This is a genomic window from Streptomyces sp. NPDC047081 (assembly GCF_040643775.1).
In the GTDB taxonomy this organism is placed as follows: Bacteria; Actinomycetota; Actinomycetes; order Streptomycetales; family Streptomycetaceae; genus Streptomyces.
In genome coordinates, this window is record NZ_JBEYUY010000008.1 from 317,665 (window position 1) to 334,623 (window position 16,959).

Genomic DNA, 16,959 nt, shown 5'->3' on the forward strand with positions numbered 1-16,959 from the left:
TTTACCGCCAACCGCTCATCCGAACCGATGGCCGCACACATGTCGACCGGGTGACATGGGGTCCTCCGAGGCTGAGGTCAACCGCCGATGGTGGGAAACATCCGGGAACGTCTCCGGAGAGGCCGCCCATGTCATCGATCACCTGCATCCCCACGGTCCCGTCGTCCGGGAACACCGCCGAACTCCGCGAACGGGCCCGCGGCGCGCTGCTGGGCCTGGCGGTGGGCGACGCCCTCGGGGCACCCGCCGAAAACATGAAACCGTCGGAGATCCGCTCCCGCTGGGGCCGCATCACGGGCTACGTGACGGACACACCCGCCGGCACGGACGACACGGAGTACGCGATCTTCTCGGGCCTGCTCCTCGCCCGCCACGGCTCGGCGCTCACCCCCGCGCATGTGGAGGCGGCCTGGCACGAGTGGATCGCGGACCGCGACGAGGGTCCCTTCCGGGGCGCGGGCTTCAGCGAACGCGGCACGCTGGAGAACCTCCGCCGGGGCCTCGCGGCCCCCATCTCGGCCCAGCACCGCCACGCCTGGAGCGACGGGCTCGCGATGCGGGCGGCCCCCTTCGGCGTCTTCGCGGCGGGCCGCCCCGCCGAAGCGGCCCGCCTGGCGGCGATCGACGGCTCGGTGAGCCACGAGGGCGAGGGCATCTACGGCGGCCAGGCGGTGGCGGCGGGCGTGGCGGCGGCGATGGCGGGCGCCCCGACCGTCGCGGTGGTCGCCTCCGCCCTGGCGGTCATCCCGGACGACTCCTGGACGGCCCGCTCCCTGCGCCGCGCGGTGGCGGTGGCCCACCGGGGCGAGCGAGCGGTCCGCTCAGCGGTGGTGATCGGCGGCTACCCCTGGACGGACCTGGCCCCCGAGGCAGTGGCCCTGGCCTTCGGCGCGTACGCGGCAGCGGACGGCGACTTCCGGGAAGCGGTCCTGACGGCGGTCAACATGGGCCGAGACGCGGACACGACGGCGGCGGTGGCGGGAGCACTGTCCGGCGCGACACAGGGCGCGTCCGCGATCCCGAGCGAGTGGGCATCCCCCATCGCCCCGGCCCGGGGAACCTGCCTACCGGCGATGGCGGGCCACCACGTGCTGGAGGTGGCGGACCTGCTGGTACCGGGGCTCACGGAGGCGGAGTCGTGACACCGCCGAGCCCGTGGGACGAAAGAGCGACCACCACGAGGGAGCCGGCCGAGGCGACGCCGTACGCATCCGCGGCCGCCGACGGCGAGGACGCCACACAGGGGCCACCCGCACCCGACCACGAAAGCGTCACGGGTGGTGCGGGTGGGAACGATGCCGCCGACGGCGAAGCCGAGGCGGTCGACGCGGCGCAGCACCCGCAGGGATCTGCCGAGGCCAGTAGAACCGTCGGCCTCCTGCTGGGCCTGGCCGCAGGCGACGCCGCCGGCTGGCCCGCCGCCCGCCACAGAGCATCCCGCATGCCCGACTGGACTCGCCGCCTCACCCGCGAACTGGACACCTTCGCCGAGCACAACGCAACAACCACCCTCCCCGTCCCCATCGCCCTGAACCAACCCCCCGGCCCCCTCCACCTTGGCCCCTCCGACGACGCCGAATGGGCAGCCTTCGCCGCAGAAGCCCTCCTCAGAGCCGGCGACGACACAGCCCTGGGCGACCTCACCAAACCCCGCCGCACAAGAGCCGCGATCGACCTCACCTGGAACGCCCTCGCCGCAGAAGTAGCCGCAGCAGCAGACCGCGCCCCCGAGATCGAATCCGCCGTCCTCCCCCTCCGCGCCCGCATCTCCGTCCGCGCCGGCCTCGGCAACCTCGCCACCGGCCTCCGCCCACCCGCCACCGGCCACGACAACCCCCACTACTTCGACGACGCCGCCTGCATCCGCGCCTGCGTCCTCGCCGTCGCCCACCCCGGCAATCCCCAACTCGCCGCAGACCTCGCCGAGTTCGACGCCCGCTACACCCAGGACGGCGACGGAGTCCACGGCGCGAGAGCCATGGCCGCGGCCGTCTCCCTGGCCCTGACCGGCGCCGACGTACACACCTGCGTAACCACCGCCCTCAGCGAACTCCCGGAATCCACGGAGATCGGCCGCAACACCCGCCACGCCCTTCACCTGGCCCAGGAGGCCGACTCCGCCTTCGCCCTGATCCCCCTCCTCGAACACCAAATCGTCGACCACGTCTACAGCTACGGCATCGCGGCCGCCGAAACAGTCCCGGTCGCCCTGGCCCTGACCACGGCCTCCCGGGGCCGTATCGCCGAAGCCGTACCCGCAGCCGCCTGCCTCTCCCGGGTCGCCGACTCGGCCCCCGCCCTGGCCGGCGCCCTCACCGGCGCAATCGGCGGCGGCGACGCGATCCCCCCGTCCTGGCGGAACGCCTGCCGCACCCTCTCCGGCTGCGCCCTCCCCCGCCTCACCGGCACCGACCTGGTGGAACTCGCCGAACTCCTGGAATCCGCACAACCGGCCCCGCCGGGTGGATGATTCGCAACATGAAGCCCGAACCAACAGAATTCACCACGGAAACCACCACGGAAACCACCGCACAAATCGGCACAGAAATCGGCACAGACATCAGCCTGGAGGACCGCATCACCGGTGCCCTCGTGGGCGCGGCGGTCGGCGACGCCCTCGGCGGCCCGGTCGAGGGCTACTCCCCCACGCAGATCCTCGAACGCCACGGCGGCCGGATCCACGGCATCGTCGGCCCCTGGAACGGCGACGCCTGGCGCACCGCCCGCCCCCTGGCCCCGTACCACAAGGGCGACGGCCACGTCACCGACGACACCTTGATGACCCATGCGCTGGTACGGGTCTACGCGACCGTCCGCGACCACCTGGACGCCTACGCGATCGCCGAACACCTGGTCCCGGACCTGATGACCAACCCCCGCTGGATCCCGGAGCTGGAGGCGGAGGCCCTCCCCCTCCACCGCCTCTTCCTCGCGGAGAAATGGCTGGTCACCTGCCTCCACTACGCGCACGCCGACCCCCGAGAGGCGGGCGTCGGCAACATCGTCAACTGCGGCGCGGCGATGTACATGGCCCCCGTCGGCCTGGTCAACGCGGCCGATCCCAGGGCCGCCTACGCCGAGGCCCTGGACATCGCGGGAGCCCACCAGTCGTCGTACGGCCGTGAGGCGGCGGCCGTGTTCGCGGCGGCGGTGGCAGCGGCGGCCACCCCCGGCGCCACCCCGGACTCGATCATCACGACCGCCCTCTCCCTCGCGAAGGACGGCACCCGCACGGCGATCGAGCAGGTCTGCGAAGTGGCCTCCCGCCACACGGACTTCGAGTCGGCCCTCGAACCGCTCCGCGCGGCGATCTCCCCCTTCGACACGGTCGGCCCGGACTACCGCGCCCCTTCCCTCGGCGCCCGCCGCCCCTCCCGCCTCCACTCGATCGAGGAACTCCCCATCGCCCTGGGCATGTTGCTGCTGACCGGAGGCGACTACCACCAAGCGGTCCTGGGCTCGGTCAACTACGGCCGGGACTGCGACTCGATCGCCACGATGGCAGGCGCCCTCTCCGGCGCCCTGGGCTCCCCGATCCCGGAGACCTGGTCCAAGACGGTCTCCGAGGCCAGCCGCCTGGACCTGTGGGAACCGGCGACGACCCTCACCGCCGTAACCCGCGAAATCTTCGAACAGGACGTGAGCCGCCGCAGAGCCCACGAGTCGGCGTTCACGGAACTCGGAGGCGGCAGATGCTCCGACTGACGTGGGTACAGCCCGAGGACCTGGTCGGCCATGAGCTGCGACAGGCGGCCCTGGACGGCCGTGAACCGACGGCGATCGCCGCGCGCTGGAGAGCAGCGGGAGGCAGGGAGGCCCCCCTACGAGCGGGCTCCTCGACAGAACCATGCTCGCGATACCTGCGCCTGCTGGCCAAGGACCTCCTGGACGAACTGGCGGACCTGCCAAGCAGGTTGGAGGACACCGAACCGACCGACCTGGCGAAGATCAAGACCCTGTGCCCGGACTGGCCGTGCGCGGAAGACCCACCCGCCCCAGCCCCCACCCCCCGCGCCTTCGAAGCCGCCTGGCTGGGCCGAGCCGCAGGTTGCCTCCTGGGCAAACCCGTCGAGAAGCTCCCCCTCCAAGCCATCCGCGCCATCGCCCAGTCCACCGGCAACTGGCCCCTCACCACCTACTTCACAGCCAAGGGAGTCCCCCAAGAACTCCTCTCCGCCCACCCCTGGAACCGCCGCTCCGCCCCCACCTCCCTCGCCGAGAACATCGACGGCATGCCCGAGGACGACGACCTCAACTACCCCCTCGTCAACCTGCTCCTGCTCCAACGACACGGCAGAGACTTCACCCCCACCGACGTGGCAAAGCTCTGGCTGGACGAACTCCCCGCCGGCCGCACCTTCACCGCCGAACGCATCGCCTACCGCAACCTCCTCACCGGCATCGAACCCCCGCACACGGCCCGCCACCGCAACCCCTTCCGCGAATGGATCGGCGCCCTGATCCGCGCCGACATCCACGGCTGGTCCAACCCCGGCAACCCGGCCGCCGCGGCGGAACAGGCCCACAGGGACGCCACCCTCACCCACACCGCGAACGGCGTCTACGCGGCGATGTTCACGGCCGCCACCATCGCGACCGCGACGACCGGCACCCACGACATCCACTCCTGCCTCCGCACCGGCCTCACCGTGGTCCCGCCCCGCTCCCGCCTCGCCAAGGCGATCCACCACGCCGTTCAACTGGCCTACGAACACCGGGACTTCGACACGGTCGTGGACCAACTCCACGCCACCTACGCCGACACCCACCACTGGGTCCACGCCATCCCCAACACGGCCCTGATCGCCGCCGCCCTCACCCACGCGAACGGCGACTTCACCGGCTCCATCTCCCGCGCGGTGGGCGGCGGTTGGGACACCGACTCCAACGGCGCCACGACAGGGAGCATCGCCGCCCTCCTCACCGGCACCCCCACCGTCCTCCCCGACCACTGGACCACCCCCCTCAAGAACCAACTCGCCACCTCCGTAGGCGACTTCGACGGCATCGGCTTCGACACCCTCGCCCACCTCACCCACCGGGAGGCATCCCGCCCATGACCCACATCGTCGTACTGGGCAGCACCAACATGGATCTGGTCGCGTACGTGGAGAAGGCCCCGCAGCGCGGAGAGACGGTGACGGGACGGGAGTTCCGTACGATCCCCGGCGGCAAGGGCGCCAACCAGGCGATCGCCGCGGCCCGCGCCGGCGCCACCGTGTCGATGATCGGCGCCGTCGGCACGGACGCCTACGGCCCACAACTCCGCTCCACACTCGAACACTCCGGCGTCGACACCGACCTGCTGCGCACCATCGAGGGTCCCTCCGGGACCGCCCACATCGTCGTCGACGACGAGGGCGGCAACGCGATCGTGGTGATCCCCGGCGCGAACGGCACGGTCGACCACCTCGCCCCCGGCGACGAGGGCCTGATCGCCTCGGCCGACGCCCTGCTGCTCCAGCTGGAGATCCCGATGCCGGCGGTCGTCGCGGGCGCCCAGGCCGCCCGCGCCCACGGCGTCCGCACGGTCCTCACCCCGGCGCCCGCCCAGCCGCTCCCGCCCGAACTCCTCACCGCCACCGACCTGTTGGTCGCCAACGAGTACGAGGCGATCACCCTCACCGGCCGCACCGACGCGGTCGACGCGGCCACCGCCCTGCTGGAGACCGTCCCGGCCGTGGTCGTCACGCTCGGCGCGGCGGGCAGCCTCTACCTGGCCCGTGGCGCCGAACCCCTCGCCGTCCCGGCCCCGCAGGTCACCGCCGTCGACTCCACGGGCGCGGGCGACACCTTCGTCGGCGCCCTCGCCGTGGCCCTCGGCGCGGAGCGCCCGATCCGCGAGGCCCTGAGCTGGGCCGCCGCCGCGGCCGCCCTCTCCGTCCAGCGCCCCGGCGCCTCCGCGTCGATGCCGTACCGCTCCGAGATCGAGGCGCGGTACACCTCATGACCACAACTCCCCAGTCCCCCGGTACTCCCCCGCTCGCCGGCCTGCGCGTCCTCGACCTCGCCACCCTCTTCGCGGGCCCGCTCGCCGCCACCATGCTCGGCGACTTCGGCGCGGAGGTCGTCAAGATCGAGCACCCCACGAAACCCGACCCGTCCCGCGGCCACGGCCCCTCCAAGGACGGCATCGGCCTGTGGTGGAAGCTCCTCGGCCGCAACAAACGCACGATCACCCTCGACCTGTCCAGACCCGGCGGCCGCGCCACCCTCCTCCGACTGGCCGCCACCGCCGACGTGTTGATCGAGAACTTCCGCCCCGGCACCCTGGAGAAGTGGGACCTCGGCTGGCCCGAGCTGTCCGCCGCCAACCCACGGCTGGTGCTCGCCCGCGTCACCGGCTTCGGCCAGTTCGGCCCCTACTCCCGCCGCCCCGGCTTCGGCACCCTCGCCGAGGCGATGAGCGGCTTCGCCGCGATCACCGGCGAGCCCGACGCCCCGCCGACGCTCCCGCCCTTCGGCCTCGCCGACTCGATCGCCGGCCTGGCCACGGCGTACGCCGTCATGACCGCGCTCGCGGCCCGCGGCCGCACCGGCGAGGGCCAGGTCGTGGACATGGCGATCATCGAGCCGATCCTGACCGTCCTCGGCCCCCAGCCGACCTGGTACGACCAGCTCGGTTACGTCCAGCAGCGCACCGGCAACCGCTCCGCCAACAACGCCCCGCGCGGCACCTACCTCACCGCCGACGGCAAGTGGGTCGCCGTCTCCACCTCGGCCCAGTCGATCGCGGAACGCGTGATGCACCTCGTCGGCCGCCCCGAACTGATCGACGAACCCTGGTTCGCGACCGGCGCCGACCGCGCCGCCCACGCCGACGTCCTCGACGAGGCGGTCGGCGACTGGATCGCGGCCCGCTCCCGCACCGAGGTCCTCGCGGCCTTCGAGAAGGCGGAGGCGGCGGTGGCTCCGATCCAGGACGTACGGGACGTGCTGGCCGACCCGCAGTACCAGGCCCTCGAGACGATCACGACCCTCGACGACCCCGAACTGGGCCCCCTCCGCATGCAGAACGTCCTCTTCCGCCTCTCCGCGACCCCCGGCGCGATCCGCTGGGCGGGCCGCCCGCACGGCGCCGACACGGAGGCGGTGCTGACCGAACTGGGCCTGACCGAGGCCGAGTTGACGACCCTGCGCGAGGAGGGCGCCGTATGACGGGGACCCCCCTCACCTGGCTGTACGCCCCCGGCGACCGCCCGCATGTCGTGGCCAAGGCGCTGGCCGCCGGTGCCGACGTCGTGATCGTGGACCTGGAGGACGCGGTCGCCCCCGAGCGCAAGGACTACGCCCGCGAGGCCACGGCGGACCTCCTCTCAGACCCCCAGCCGCTCCCGGTCCTCGTCCGCGTGAACGCCCTCGACGGCCCCCTGGCCGCGAAGGACCTGCGGTCGATCGCCGCCCTCCCGGGCCTCTCCGGCCTACGCCTCCCGAAGGTGACGTCCCCGGCCCAGATCACCCGCATCGCGGAACGGACGTCCCCCCGCACCCCCGCCCTGTACGCCCTCCTGGAATCCGCCCTCGGCATCGAACACGCCTACGCGATCGCCACGGCCCACCCGTCCCTGCACGGCATCTCACTCGGAGAGACGGACCTCCGTGCCGACCTGGGCGTACGAGAGGACGCGGGCCTGGACTGGTCCCGCTCCCGGGTGATCGTCGCCGCGAGAGCGGCAGCCCTGCCCCCACCACCGCAGTCGGTCCACCCGGACATCCGCGACCTCGAAGCCCTGGCCGCCTCCTGCGCCCACGGCCGCACCCTCGGCTTCCTGGGCCGCGCCGCGATCCACCCCCGCCAACTCCCCGTCATCGAACGGGCCTACCTCCCCACGTCCCAGGAAATCGAGGAGGCGGAAACCATCGTGAAGGCGGCAACAACAGAACACGGCGCACAGGCCCTACCGAACGGCACGTTCATCGACGCGGCGGTGGTGACGGCGGCCCAGCGAACCCTGTCCCTCGCCAACCGCCCCTGATCGCGCTCCAGTTGCCCGGCTGCTTCTTTCCGCCGCAACGGCCAGACCCACGACGGCGGGTCCCGGCGGTGCCAAACCCGCCGAAACCCGCCGTCGATTCAACCCGTCAACTCTTCTTGGCCGACTCGGCCTCGTCCTTCGCGTCTTCGCCGTCCGTTTCGGAGGCCTTGGCCTCAGACGCGCCCTCGACCTCGCCGTCCTCGGCCTCGGCCTCATCACTCGGCGCCTCATCAGTGGCCCCCGGCTCAACCACCGCTTCCCGCCCCGGCCGCTTCTTCGCCGACACCACGATGTACGTGACCGCGAGCAGGAACACGATCAACGCGGTCCAGTCGTTCAGCCGCAGCCCCAGGATGTGGTGCGCGTCGTCGACCCGCATGTACTCGATCCACGCCCGCCCCACGCAGTACGCCGCGACATACAGCGCGAACGCCCGCCCGTGCCCCAGCTTGAACCGCCGGTCCGCCCAGATGACGAGCAGCGCGACACCGATGCACCACAGGGACTCGTAGAGGAAGGTCGGGTGGTAGTACCCCGGCACCCGCCCGTCCGCGGACGACGTGATGTGCAGCGCCCAGGGGACGTCGGTCTCCTTGCCGTACAGCTCCTGGTTGAACCAGTTGCCCCACCGCCCGATCGCCTGCGCGAAGGCGATACCGGGTGCGACGGCGTCGGCATACGCGGGCATCGGGATGCCCCGGCGCCGGCAGCCGATCCACGCGCCCAGCGCCCCGAGCGCGATCGCGCCCCAGATGCCGAGGCCGCCCTCCCAGACCTTGAAGGCGTCCACCCAGTCACGGCCCTCGCTGAAGTACAGCTCGTAGTCCGTGATCACGTGGTAGAGCCGGCCGCCGACGAGGCCGAACGGCACCGCCCAGACAGCGATGTCGGCCACCGTGCCGGCCCGCCCGCCGCGGGCGATCCAGCGCCTGTTGCCGAGCCAGACCGCGACGAAGACGCCGATGATGATGCAGAACGCATAGCCGCGCAGCGGAATGGGGCCGAGGTACAGCACCCCGCGCGACGGGCTGGGAATGTAGGCAAGTTCTTCCATGGCAGGGTCGACGCTACCGTGCCGAGCCGGGCCGACGGCAGGCAGCCCGGCTACGGGTCCATAACGGGCGGGTGTGAAACACCCTCGCGCCCCTTACCGCTCGTCACCCCTTGTCGGCCTGCTGCACCAGCTGCTTCAGCTTCGCCGGGGTCATCGTCTGGTCCGCGTAGATGTTCTTGCCGTTGAGGATCACGGTCGGCGTGCCGGTGAAACCGCCCGCCTTGAAGGCGGCGTTCGACTTGTCGACCCAGCTGTCGTGGTTCCCCTTGTTGACACACGTACGGAACGTCGCCGTGTCCAGCCCGTCCACCTTGCCCGCCAGCTCGATCAGCTTGCTGTTGCTGGCGAACGCGTCGTCGGTCTCCTTCGGCTGGTTCTCGTACAGCACGTCGTGGTAGTCGCGGAACTTCCCGGCGTCCTGCGCGCATGCCGCCGCATTGCCCGCGCGCAGCGAGCCGGTGCCGCCGAGATTGCCGTCGATCAGCCTGACCAGGTGGTACTCGACTCTCATCTGGCCGGAGTCGGTCAGCTCGTGGATCGTCGAGCGGTACGTCGTCTCGAAGGCCTGGCAGGCCGGGCAGCGGAAGTCCTCCCAGACGGTGAGCGTCGACTTGGCGCTGTCCTTGCCGACCGGGATCGCCAGGCTGTCCTTGCCCTGCGCTCCGGACGGTGCCACGACCGGGCCCGAGCTCTTGGTGCCCTTGTCCTTGCCGGAGTTGGCGGCGACCACGCCGATCACCGCTGCCAGGCCCAGCACGCAGACGACGCTCGCGCCGACGATCAGCGCCCGCCGCCGCTTCTCCGCGGACTTCTGCTTCTCACGCTCGACCGCCAGCCGCTCGCGGGCGGTGCGCTTTCCTTCACGGTTCTTCTCGCTCACACCCCCAGAACGAACCGGGAAGGCGCACTGCGCCTCCCCGGTCCCAGGTCCACCCGTTCGAGTGACCGAATGTTCCGCGGTGTTCCCTTACAGCTGTTACGCCTGTCCGCGCACGCCCTTCGCCAGCTCGCCCGCGAGTTCGCGGACCGCCTCGACGCCGGCCTTGCCGTCCGGCGCGTCCAGCATCCGCTTGACGAAGGCCGAGCCGACGATCACGCCGTCGGCGAAGCCGGCCACCTCGGCGGCCTGGGCCGCGTTGGAGACGCCGAGCCCGACGCAGACGGGCAGGCCGGTGCCGGTGGCCCGGGTCCGCTCGACCAGGTCCTGGGCCTGCGCGCCCACCGACTCACGGGTACCGGTGACACCCATCAGCGAGGCGGCGTACACGAAGCCGCTGCCCGCCGCGGTGATCTCGGCGAGCCGCGCGTCCTTGCTGCTGGGCGCCACGACGAAGACGGTCGCGAGGCCGTGCTTCTCCGCGTGCTCCCTCCACAGCCCCGCCTCCTGGACGGGCAGGTCGGGCAGGATGCACCCGGCGCCCCCGGCCTCCGCCAGCTCGGCGGTGAAGCGCTCGACGCCGTAGCGGTCGATGGGGTTCCAGTACGTCATGACGAGGATCGGCTTGCCGGTGGCCTCGTGGGCGTCCTTGACCGTGCGCATGACGTGCGCGATCTTGACGCCGCCGCGCAGGGCGATGTCGTCGGCGGTCTGGATGACGGGACCGTCGAGGACCGGGTCGCTGTGCGGCAGCCCCACCTCGACCACGTCGGCGCCGCCGTCGAGGGCGGCCTTGATCGCCTCGATGCCGCCGTCCACGGTCGGGAACCCGGCCGGGAGGTAGGCGATGAGCGCGGACCGCCCCTCGGCCTTTGCGCCGGCGAGGGTGTCGGACAGCAGCTGAATGTTCCCGCTCACTTGGCGTCCCCCTCGATCTCGGCGAGGTCGGCGGCGTCGGCCGCGACCTCGGCGTCGGTGTCGTACAGCCCGAAGTAGCGGGCCGCCGTGTCCATGTCCTTGTCGCCGCGGCCGGACAGGTTGACGACGATCAGGCCGTCCTTGCCCAGCTCCTTGCCGACCTCCAGCGCGCCCGCGAGGGCGTGCGCGCTCTCGATCGCCGGGATGATGCCCTCGGTGCGCGAGAGCAGGCGCAGTGCCTGCATCGCCGCGTCGTCGGTGACCGCGCGGTACTCACCGCGACCGGAGTCCTTGAGGTACGAGTGCTCCGGGCCGATGCCCGGGTAGTCCAGGCCCGCCGAGATCGAGTACGGCTCGGTGATCTGGCCCTCCTCGTCCTGGAGGACGTACGACCGGGAGCCGTGCAGGATGCCGGGCTCGCCGGCCGTGAGCGTGGCCGCGTGCTCGCCGGTCTCGACGCCGTGGCCCGCGGGCTCGCAGCCGATGAGGCGTACGTCCGTGTCCGGGATGAAGGCGTGGAACAGGCCGATGGCGTTGGAGCCGCCGCCGACGCAGGCGATCGCCGCGTCGGGGAGGCGGCCGGCGCGCTCCAGGAGCTGGCGGCGGGCCTCGACGCCGATCACGCGGTGGAAGTCGCGGACCATGGCCGGGAAGGGGTGCGGGCCGGCGACCGTACCGAACAGGTAGTGGGTGTGGTCGACGTTGGCGACCCAGTCGCGGAAGGCCTCGTTGATGGCGTCCTTCAGCGTACGGCTGCCGGACTTCACGGCGATGACCTCGGCGCCGAGCATGCGCATACGGGCGACGTTGAGGGCCTGGCGCTTGGTGTCGATCTCGCCCATGTAGATGGTGCACTCGAGGCCGAAGAGCGCGCAGGCGGTGGCGGTCGCGACGCCGTGCTGGCCGGCGCCGGTCTCGGCGATGACCCTCGTCTTGCCCATGCGCCTGGTGAGCAGGGCCTGGCCGAGGACGTTGTTGATCTTGTGGGAGCCAGTGTGGTTGAGGTCCTCCCGCTTCAGGAAGATCCTCGCGCCGCCGGCGTGCTCCGCGAAGCGGGGCACCTCGGTCAGGGAGCTGGGGCGGCCGGTGTAGTTGACCAGCAGGTCGTCGAGTTCGCGAGCGAACTCGGGGTCGTGCTTGGCCTTGTCGTACTCGACGGCGACCTCGTCGACGGCGGCGACGAGGGCCTCCGGGATGAACTTGCCGCCGAATGCGCCGAAGTAGCCTTCGGCTGAGGGGACTTGACCCTCAGGGTCGGGGATGAAGAACTCGCTGGGCATGGCTGAACCTCACGGTGAGTTTGGAAAATACCTAATCGCCGTGGGGGCGGGGCTTGTCCGACGACGAAAGGTCGTCCGTGGCTTGTCGCGCAGTTCCCCGCGCCCCTATTGGGCGCGCTGCCATCGACGGCCGTTCACCTGCCCGGGTTCGTCTCCGATGACGTAGCGCACGCGGCGTCCATGGACACGCCTCGCCGGGGCTCGGCAGCCCCGGGGGCGGCAGCCGCGCGCCAGGCGGGCGTGCCGGTCCATGGTCGTCGCAGTGAGAGTCATCGGGGGCAGCCTACCGAAAGATCAACCGCGGCCGTGCCGGAGAGCGGGGTGCTCGCCCGCTGCCACCAGGTCCGACACCGCCGACTTCGGGTCCTTGCCCGTGACCAGGGACTCGCCGACCAGGACCGCGTCGGCGCCCGCGTTGGCGTAGGCGATGAGGTCGTGGGGGCCTCGGACGCCGGACTCGGCGATCTTGACCAGGTCGTCGGGGATCTCGGGGGCCACGCGCTCGAAGGTCGAGCGGTCGACCTCCAGGGTCTTGAGGTTGCGGGCGTTGACGCCGATGACCTTCGCGCCGGCGTCCACCGCGCGCTCGACCTCGTCCTCGTCGTGCACCTCGACGATCGGGGTGAGGCCGATGGAGACGGCGCGCTCGATGAGGGACTCCAGGGCGGGCTGTTCGAGGGCCGCGACGATCAGCAGGGCGAGGTCGGCGCCGTACGCGCGAGCCTCCCAGAGCTGGTACGACGTGACGATGAAGTCCTTGCGCAGCACCGGGATGTCCACCCGGGCGCGAACGGCCTCCAGGTCGGCCAGCGAGCCGCCGAAGCGGCGCTGCTCGGTGAGGACGGAGATGACGGCCGCACCGCCCGCCTCGTAGTCCGCGGCGAGTCCGGCCGGGTCGGCGATCGCGGCCAGCGCGCCCTTGGAGGGGCTGGAGCGCTTGACCTCGCAGATGACCTTCACGCCTTCGCCGCGCAGGGCGGCCAGTCCGTCCTTGGCCGCGGGAGCCTTCGCCGCGCGCTCCTTGAGCTCGTCGAGGCTGACGCGCGCCTGCCGCTCCGCGAGGTCGGCACGGACTCCGTCGATGATCTCGTCGAGCACACTCACGCGAGCGGCCCCCTTCCAGACGGTTGACTGTTGAAGCTTTTTGACCGTCGGGAGAAAACCGATGGTCACTGCGATGGTATCCGGAGGAGGGCGTAGCCCTCGCATCCGGTTGACGCCGGTCCCACTACCTGGACATTCGGGATTTGATCAAGGATGCAGCCAGCCACCGAAGGGCAGGTTCCGGACAACCGTGAAGACCAGCAGCAATGTGCCCAGGGCCCACAGCTGCGCCGACCCGAGCCGGAACCCGAAGGACCGCCCGCGGGCCGTACGGACCACCCATACGGTCCACAGCACGGCGAAGACCGGATAGCCGACGGCGGCCAGGGCGTTGTCGTGCAACGCCCCCAGGAAGTCGCCGTGGATGAAGGCGTGCGCGCTGCGCAGGCCGCCGCAGCCGGGGCAGTAGAGGCCGGTGAAGCGGTAGAGGGGGCAGACCGGGTAGTGGCCGGGCTGGTTGGGGTCCACCGTGCCGACGTAGGCGAAGGCCCCGGCGACGGCCGTGAGGATCCCGGCGGGCACGGCGAGCCGGGCGGCCACGGTTCCGGTGGCGGAGGGCGTCACGGACTGGCTCTCGGCGTTCACGTCTCGCATTGTGCCCCCGTACGGCCGCCACGCGCGCGTGAGGGGCGACCCGGCTCCGGATCGCCCCTCAGAAGTCGTACGAGAGTCAGCTCTTCGCGCTCACGGCCGCGCGGCTCTCGGCCAGCGCGTCCTGGAAGTCCTTGTGCGCGTCCTTCGGCTGGCCGAGGCCCATCGCGCTCATGACCCAGCCGACGACACCGCCGATGGCCACGACCACCATGCCCGCCCAGAAGCCCACGGGCTGGGCCATCACCATGAAGGCACCCGAAACGCAGAAACCGATGAAGGCGATAGTGACACCGGTCCAGGCGGCCGGGGTGTGACCGTGGCTGCTGCCCGCCATGACTTGCTCCTCGCTGATGTTTACGTGTCTGAGCCGTACGCTCCCGCACATTGTCCCGCACGAGCACACGTGGACTGCGAGCGGGTACACCCTCGCGAGTCGGCTGTATCAAACCGCACCCGGCAGCCCACTAGGCGCTCGTCGGGTCCTCTCCCCGGTCAATGGCCTTCCAGAGCTCCTCGGGCCGGTCAGGATCGACAACGACCCGCCGCCGCGGCCGCACAGAACCGTCCCTCTCATAACGCCCGGACATCGCCGGCCAGGACCGCCCGTACCGCAGCGCCAACAACCCGGCGAGCAGCAGCAGCCCACCACCGACAGCCGCCACGTACGGCCAAGCGGTATGGCTCAGCGCGGTCACCGTCGCCCCCGTGTCCCCCGCCGCCTGCGCGGCCTTCTCGTCCAGCGCGGAACTGTCGGAGACGCCCAGCAGCGCCGCCGCGACCGTGCCGGCCCCGGACAGCGCGAGCAGGCCGGCGACCAGCAGGCGACCCGCCTTGCGGACGGCGAAGACGGCGACGAGCGCGGCGAGGCCCACTATCGCGAGGGCCGCGGGGACGCCCGTGACGTCGCTGCCCTTGGCGGTCAGCGAGAAGGGCGCCCCGGCCACTGTCGCCGTGCCCTCCGCCCATCGCTGTCGGGTGGCCAGCAGCGCCACGGCCGCGCCGAGCGCACCGGCCAGCAGAGCCACGGCAAGACTGAGGCGGCCGGCCCGGGCGGGTCCGGCGGCTTCGGAACGGGGGTGAGGAACAGCAGTCACGTACTCCACTATCGCCCGAACCCCGGGCGAACCGTCACCCGGGGTTCACGTGACTCTCGCCCTACTTGCCCAACCGGTTGGCCGTGTGGACCGCGCGGAGCACCGCCGCGGCCTTGTTCCGGCACTCCTGGTCCTCGGCGACGGGGTCGGAGTCGGCGACGATTCCGGCGCCCGCCTGGACGTACGCCGTGCCGTCCCGCAGCAGGGCCGTACGGATGGCGATGGCCGTGTCGGAGTCGCCCGCGAAGTCGAGGTAGCCGACGCAGCCGCCGTACAACCCCCTTCTGGACGGCTCCAGTTCGTCGATGATCTGCATCGCCCGGGGCTTGGGGGCGCCGGAGAGGGTGCCGGCCGGGAAGCAGGCCGTGAGGACGTCGAACGCCGTGCGGCCCTCGGCGACCTTGCCGGTGACCGTGGAGACGATGTGCATCACGTGCGAGTACCGCTCGACGGACATGAAGTCGACGACCTCGACCGAGCCGGGCTCGCAGACCCGCCCGAGGTCGTTGCGTCCGAGGTCGACCAGCATCAGGTGCTCGGCGCGCTCCTTGGGGTCGGCGAGCAGTTCCTCGGCGAGGGCCTGGTCCTCCTGCGGGGTCGCGCCGCGCCAGCGGGTGCCGGCGATGGGGTGGACCATGGCCTGGCCGTCCTCGACCTTGACGAGGGCCTCGGGGGAGGAGCCGACGACGTCGAAGCCGTCGAAGCGGAACAGGTACATGTACGGGGAGGGGTTGGTGGCCCGCAGCACCCGGTACACGTCCAACGCGCTTGCCGTGCATGGCGTTTCGAAGCGCTGGGAGGGGACGACCTGGAAGGCCTCACCGGCCCGGATGCGCTCCTTGATGTCCTCGACGGCCGCCTGGAAGTCGGGGCCGCCCCACAGCGCCGTGTACTCGGGCAGTTCGGAGGGCGGGAGGACGGCGGGCGGCTGGGCGACCGCGCGCGAGAGGTCGGCCTCCATCGCGTCCAGGCGCGCCATGGCGTCCGCGTAGGCCTCGTCGACGCCCGTGTCGAGGTCGTTGTGGTTGATCGCGTTGGCGATCAGCAGGACCGAGCCCTCCCAGTGGTCCATGACGGCGAGGTCGCTGGTGAGCAGCATGGTCAGCTCGGGGAGCTTGAGGTCGTCCCGCTCGCCGGGGCCGATCTTCTCCAGGCGGCGCACGATGTCGTAGCCGAGATAGCCGACCATGCCGCCGGTGAAGGGCGGCAGGCCCCCCTGGTGCGGGGTGTGCAGGGCCTCGATGGTGGCGCGCAGGGCGGCGAGCGGGTCGCCGTCGACCGGGACGCCGACGGGCGGGGCGCCGAGCCAGTGGGCCCGGCCGTCGCGGGCGGTGAGGGTGGCGGCGCTGCGGACGCCCACGAAGGAGTAGCGAGACCATTGAAACGCTGTGCGGCCGTTCTCCGCGGACTCCAGCAGGAAGGTGCCGGGGCGCTCGGCGGCGAGCTTGCGGTAGAGCGCGACGGGGGTGTCGCCGTCGGCGAGGAGCTTGCGCGTGACCGGGATGACACGCCGGTCGGTGGCGAGCTTGCGGAAGGTCTCGAGGTCCATGGCGGCAGACCTTACTGATCCGATGCGGCGGCACCGGAATCGGCGCCGTCCTTGAGAAGTACGTCTTCGTCGAAGCAGGTGCGCGCGCCGGTGTGGCAGGCGGCGCCGACCTGGTCGACCTTGACCAGCACGGTGTCGGCGTCGCAGTCGAGCGCGACCGACCTGACCCACTGGAAGTGGCCGGAGGTGTCGCCCTTGACCCAGTACTCCTGGCGGCTGCGCGACCAGTAGGTGCAGCGGCCGGTCGTCAGTGTCCGGTGCAGTGCCTCGTCGTCCATCCAGCCGAGCATGAGCACCTCACCGGTGTCGTACTGCTGGGCGATCGCGGGGACGAGCCCGTCGGCGCTGCGCTTGAGGCGCGCGGCGATCTCGGGATCGAGGCTGCTGGGCCGGGGCGTACCGGTCGTACTGGTCATGGGTGCCATTGTGCCGCGCGCCACTGACAGTGACGGCGCCCTGTCCAGTGGGCGGACCCGGGAGGAGTCCGGCGGGCCCGCCCGGGGGTGTCCACTG

The 16,959-nt window shown here is 71.7% G+C and carries 17 protein-coding genes; 7 read left to right on the forward strand and 10 right to left on the reverse strand.

Going from position 1 to position 16,959, the window contains the following annotated elements; translation table 11 throughout:
* Positions 1–128: 128 nt before the first annotated feature.
* The 7 genes from ABZ848_RS18330 to ABZ848_RS18360 are packed head-to-tail and all read left to right on the forward strand — an operon-like array spanning position 129 to position 7,976.
* Positions 129–1,142 (forward strand): ADP-ribosylglycohydrolase family protein, encoded by a 1,014-nt coding sequence (locus ABZ848_RS18330; RefSeq protein WP_360832684.1) that lies wholly within the window; start codon positions 129–131, stop codon positions 1,140–1,142.
* Positions 1,139–2,470: an ADP-ribosylglycohydrolase family protein gene (locus ABZ848_RS18335; protein WP_360832687.1), complete on the forward strand. Its 1,332-nt coding sequence runs from the start codon at positions 1,139–1,141 to the stop codon at positions 2,468–2,470. The genes ABZ848_RS18330 and ABZ848_RS18335 overlap by 4 nt, the downstream gene beginning before the upstream one ends.
* A gap of 8 nt (positions 2,471–2,478) precedes the next feature.
* Positions 2,479–3,705: an ADP-ribosylglycohydrolase family protein gene (locus ABZ848_RS18340; RefSeq protein ID WP_360832690.1), complete on the forward strand. Its 1,227-nt coding sequence runs from the start codon at positions 2,479–2,481 to the stop codon at positions 3,703–3,705.
* Positions 3,693–5,060, forward strand: a complete 1,368-nt coding sequence (locus ABZ848_RS18345; protein ID WP_360832693.1) for an ADP-ribosylglycohydrolase family protein — start codon at positions 3,693–3,695, stop codon at positions 5,058–5,060. The genes ABZ848_RS18340 and ABZ848_RS18345 overlap by 13 nt, the downstream gene beginning before the upstream one ends.
* Positions 5,057–5,950, forward strand: coding sequence for a ribokinase (rbsK, locus tag ABZ848_RS18350; RefSeq protein WP_360832696.1), 894 nt, complete (start codon positions 5,057–5,059; stop codon positions 5,948–5,950). Before ABZ848_RS18345 ends, rbsK begins: the two co-directional genes overlap by 4 nt.
* Positions 5,947–7,158 (forward strand): CoA transferase, encoded by a 1,212-nt coding sequence (locus ABZ848_RS18355; protein WP_360832699.1) that lies wholly within the window; start codon positions 5,947–5,949, stop codon positions 7,156–7,158. Before rbsK ends, ABZ848_RS18355 begins: the two co-directional genes overlap by 4 nt.
* The gene (locus ABZ848_RS18360; protein ID WP_360832702.1) at positions 7,155–7,976 is read left to right on the forward strand and encodes a CoA ester lyase; all 822 of its coding nucleotides are present in this window, start codon (positions 7,155–7,157) and stop codon (positions 7,974–7,976) included. Before ABZ848_RS18355 ends, ABZ848_RS18360 begins: the two co-directional genes overlap by 4 nt.
* 106 nt (positions 7,977–8,082) lie before the next feature.
* Here ABZ848_RS18360 and lgt read toward each other — a convergent pair whose 3' ends face one another.
* The 10 genes from lgt to hisI form a co-directional block, all read right to left on the reverse strand.
* The gene (gene lgt / locus ABZ848_RS18365) at positions 8,083–9,030 is read right to left on the reverse strand and encodes a prolipoprotein diacylglyceryl transferase (RefSeq protein WP_360832705.1); all 948 of its coding nucleotides are present in this window, start codon (positions 9,028–9,030) and stop codon (positions 8,083–8,085) included.
* A gap of 103 nt (positions 9,031–9,133) precedes the next feature.
* Positions 9,134–9,910, reverse strand: a complete 777-nt coding sequence (locus ABZ848_RS18370; RefSeq protein ID WP_360832708.1) for a thioredoxin domain-containing protein — start codon at positions 9,908–9,910, stop codon at positions 9,134–9,136.
* A gap of 96 nt (positions 9,911–10,006) precedes the next feature.
* Positions 10,007–10,825, reverse strand: a complete 819-nt coding sequence (gene trpA, locus ABZ848_RS18375) for a tryptophan synthase subunit alpha (RefSeq protein ID WP_360832711.1) — start codon at positions 10,823–10,825, stop codon at positions 10,007–10,009.
* Positions 10,822–12,105 carry a tryptophan synthase subunit beta gene (trpB, locus tag ABZ848_RS18380; protein ID WP_360832714.1) on the reverse strand — a complete coding sequence of 428 codons (1,284 nt, stop codon included), beginning with the start codon at positions 12,103–12,105 and terminating at the stop codon, positions 10,822–10,824. Before trpB ends, trpA begins: the two co-directional genes overlap by 4 nt.
* Before the next feature lie 294 nt (positions 12,106–12,399).
* Positions 12,400–13,209, reverse strand: coding sequence for an indole-3-glycerol phosphate synthase TrpC (gene trpC / locus ABZ848_RS18385; protein WP_360832717.1), 810 nt, complete (start codon positions 13,207–13,209; stop codon positions 12,400–12,402).
* A gap of 147 nt (positions 13,210–13,356) precedes the next feature.
* Positions 13,357–13,803, reverse strand: coding sequence for a DUF2752 domain-containing protein (locus ABZ848_RS18390; RefSeq protein WP_360832719.1), 447 nt, complete (start codon positions 13,801–13,803; stop codon positions 13,357–13,359).
* A 76-nt stretch (positions 13,804–13,879) separates the two neighbouring features.
* Positions 13,880–14,137 (reverse strand): HGxxPAAW family protein, encoded by a 258-nt coding sequence (locus tag ABZ848_RS18395; RefSeq protein WP_242761119.1) that lies wholly within the window; start codon positions 14,135–14,137, stop codon positions 13,880–13,882.
* Positions 14,138–14,267: 130 nt separating this feature from the next.
* A complete protein-coding gene (locus ABZ848_RS18400) occupies positions 14,268–14,906 on the reverse strand; it encodes a TIGR02234 family membrane protein (RefSeq protein WP_360832723.1) in 639 nt (212 codons plus the stop codon).
* Between the two features lie 52 nt (positions 14,907–14,958).
* Complete coding sequence (locus ABZ848_RS18405) at positions 14,959–16,446, reverse strand: anthranilate synthase component I (RefSeq protein WP_360832726.1); 1,488 nt, start codon at positions 16,444–16,446, stop codon at positions 14,959–14,961.
* Positions 16,447–16,457: 11 nt separating this feature from the next.
* Positions 16,458–16,862 (reverse strand): phosphoribosyl-AMP cyclohydrolase, encoded by a 405-nt coding sequence (gene hisI / locus ABZ848_RS18410; protein ID WP_360832730.1) that lies wholly within the window; start codon positions 16,860–16,862, stop codon positions 16,458–16,460.
* Positions 16,863–16,959: the final 97 nt, after the last annotated feature.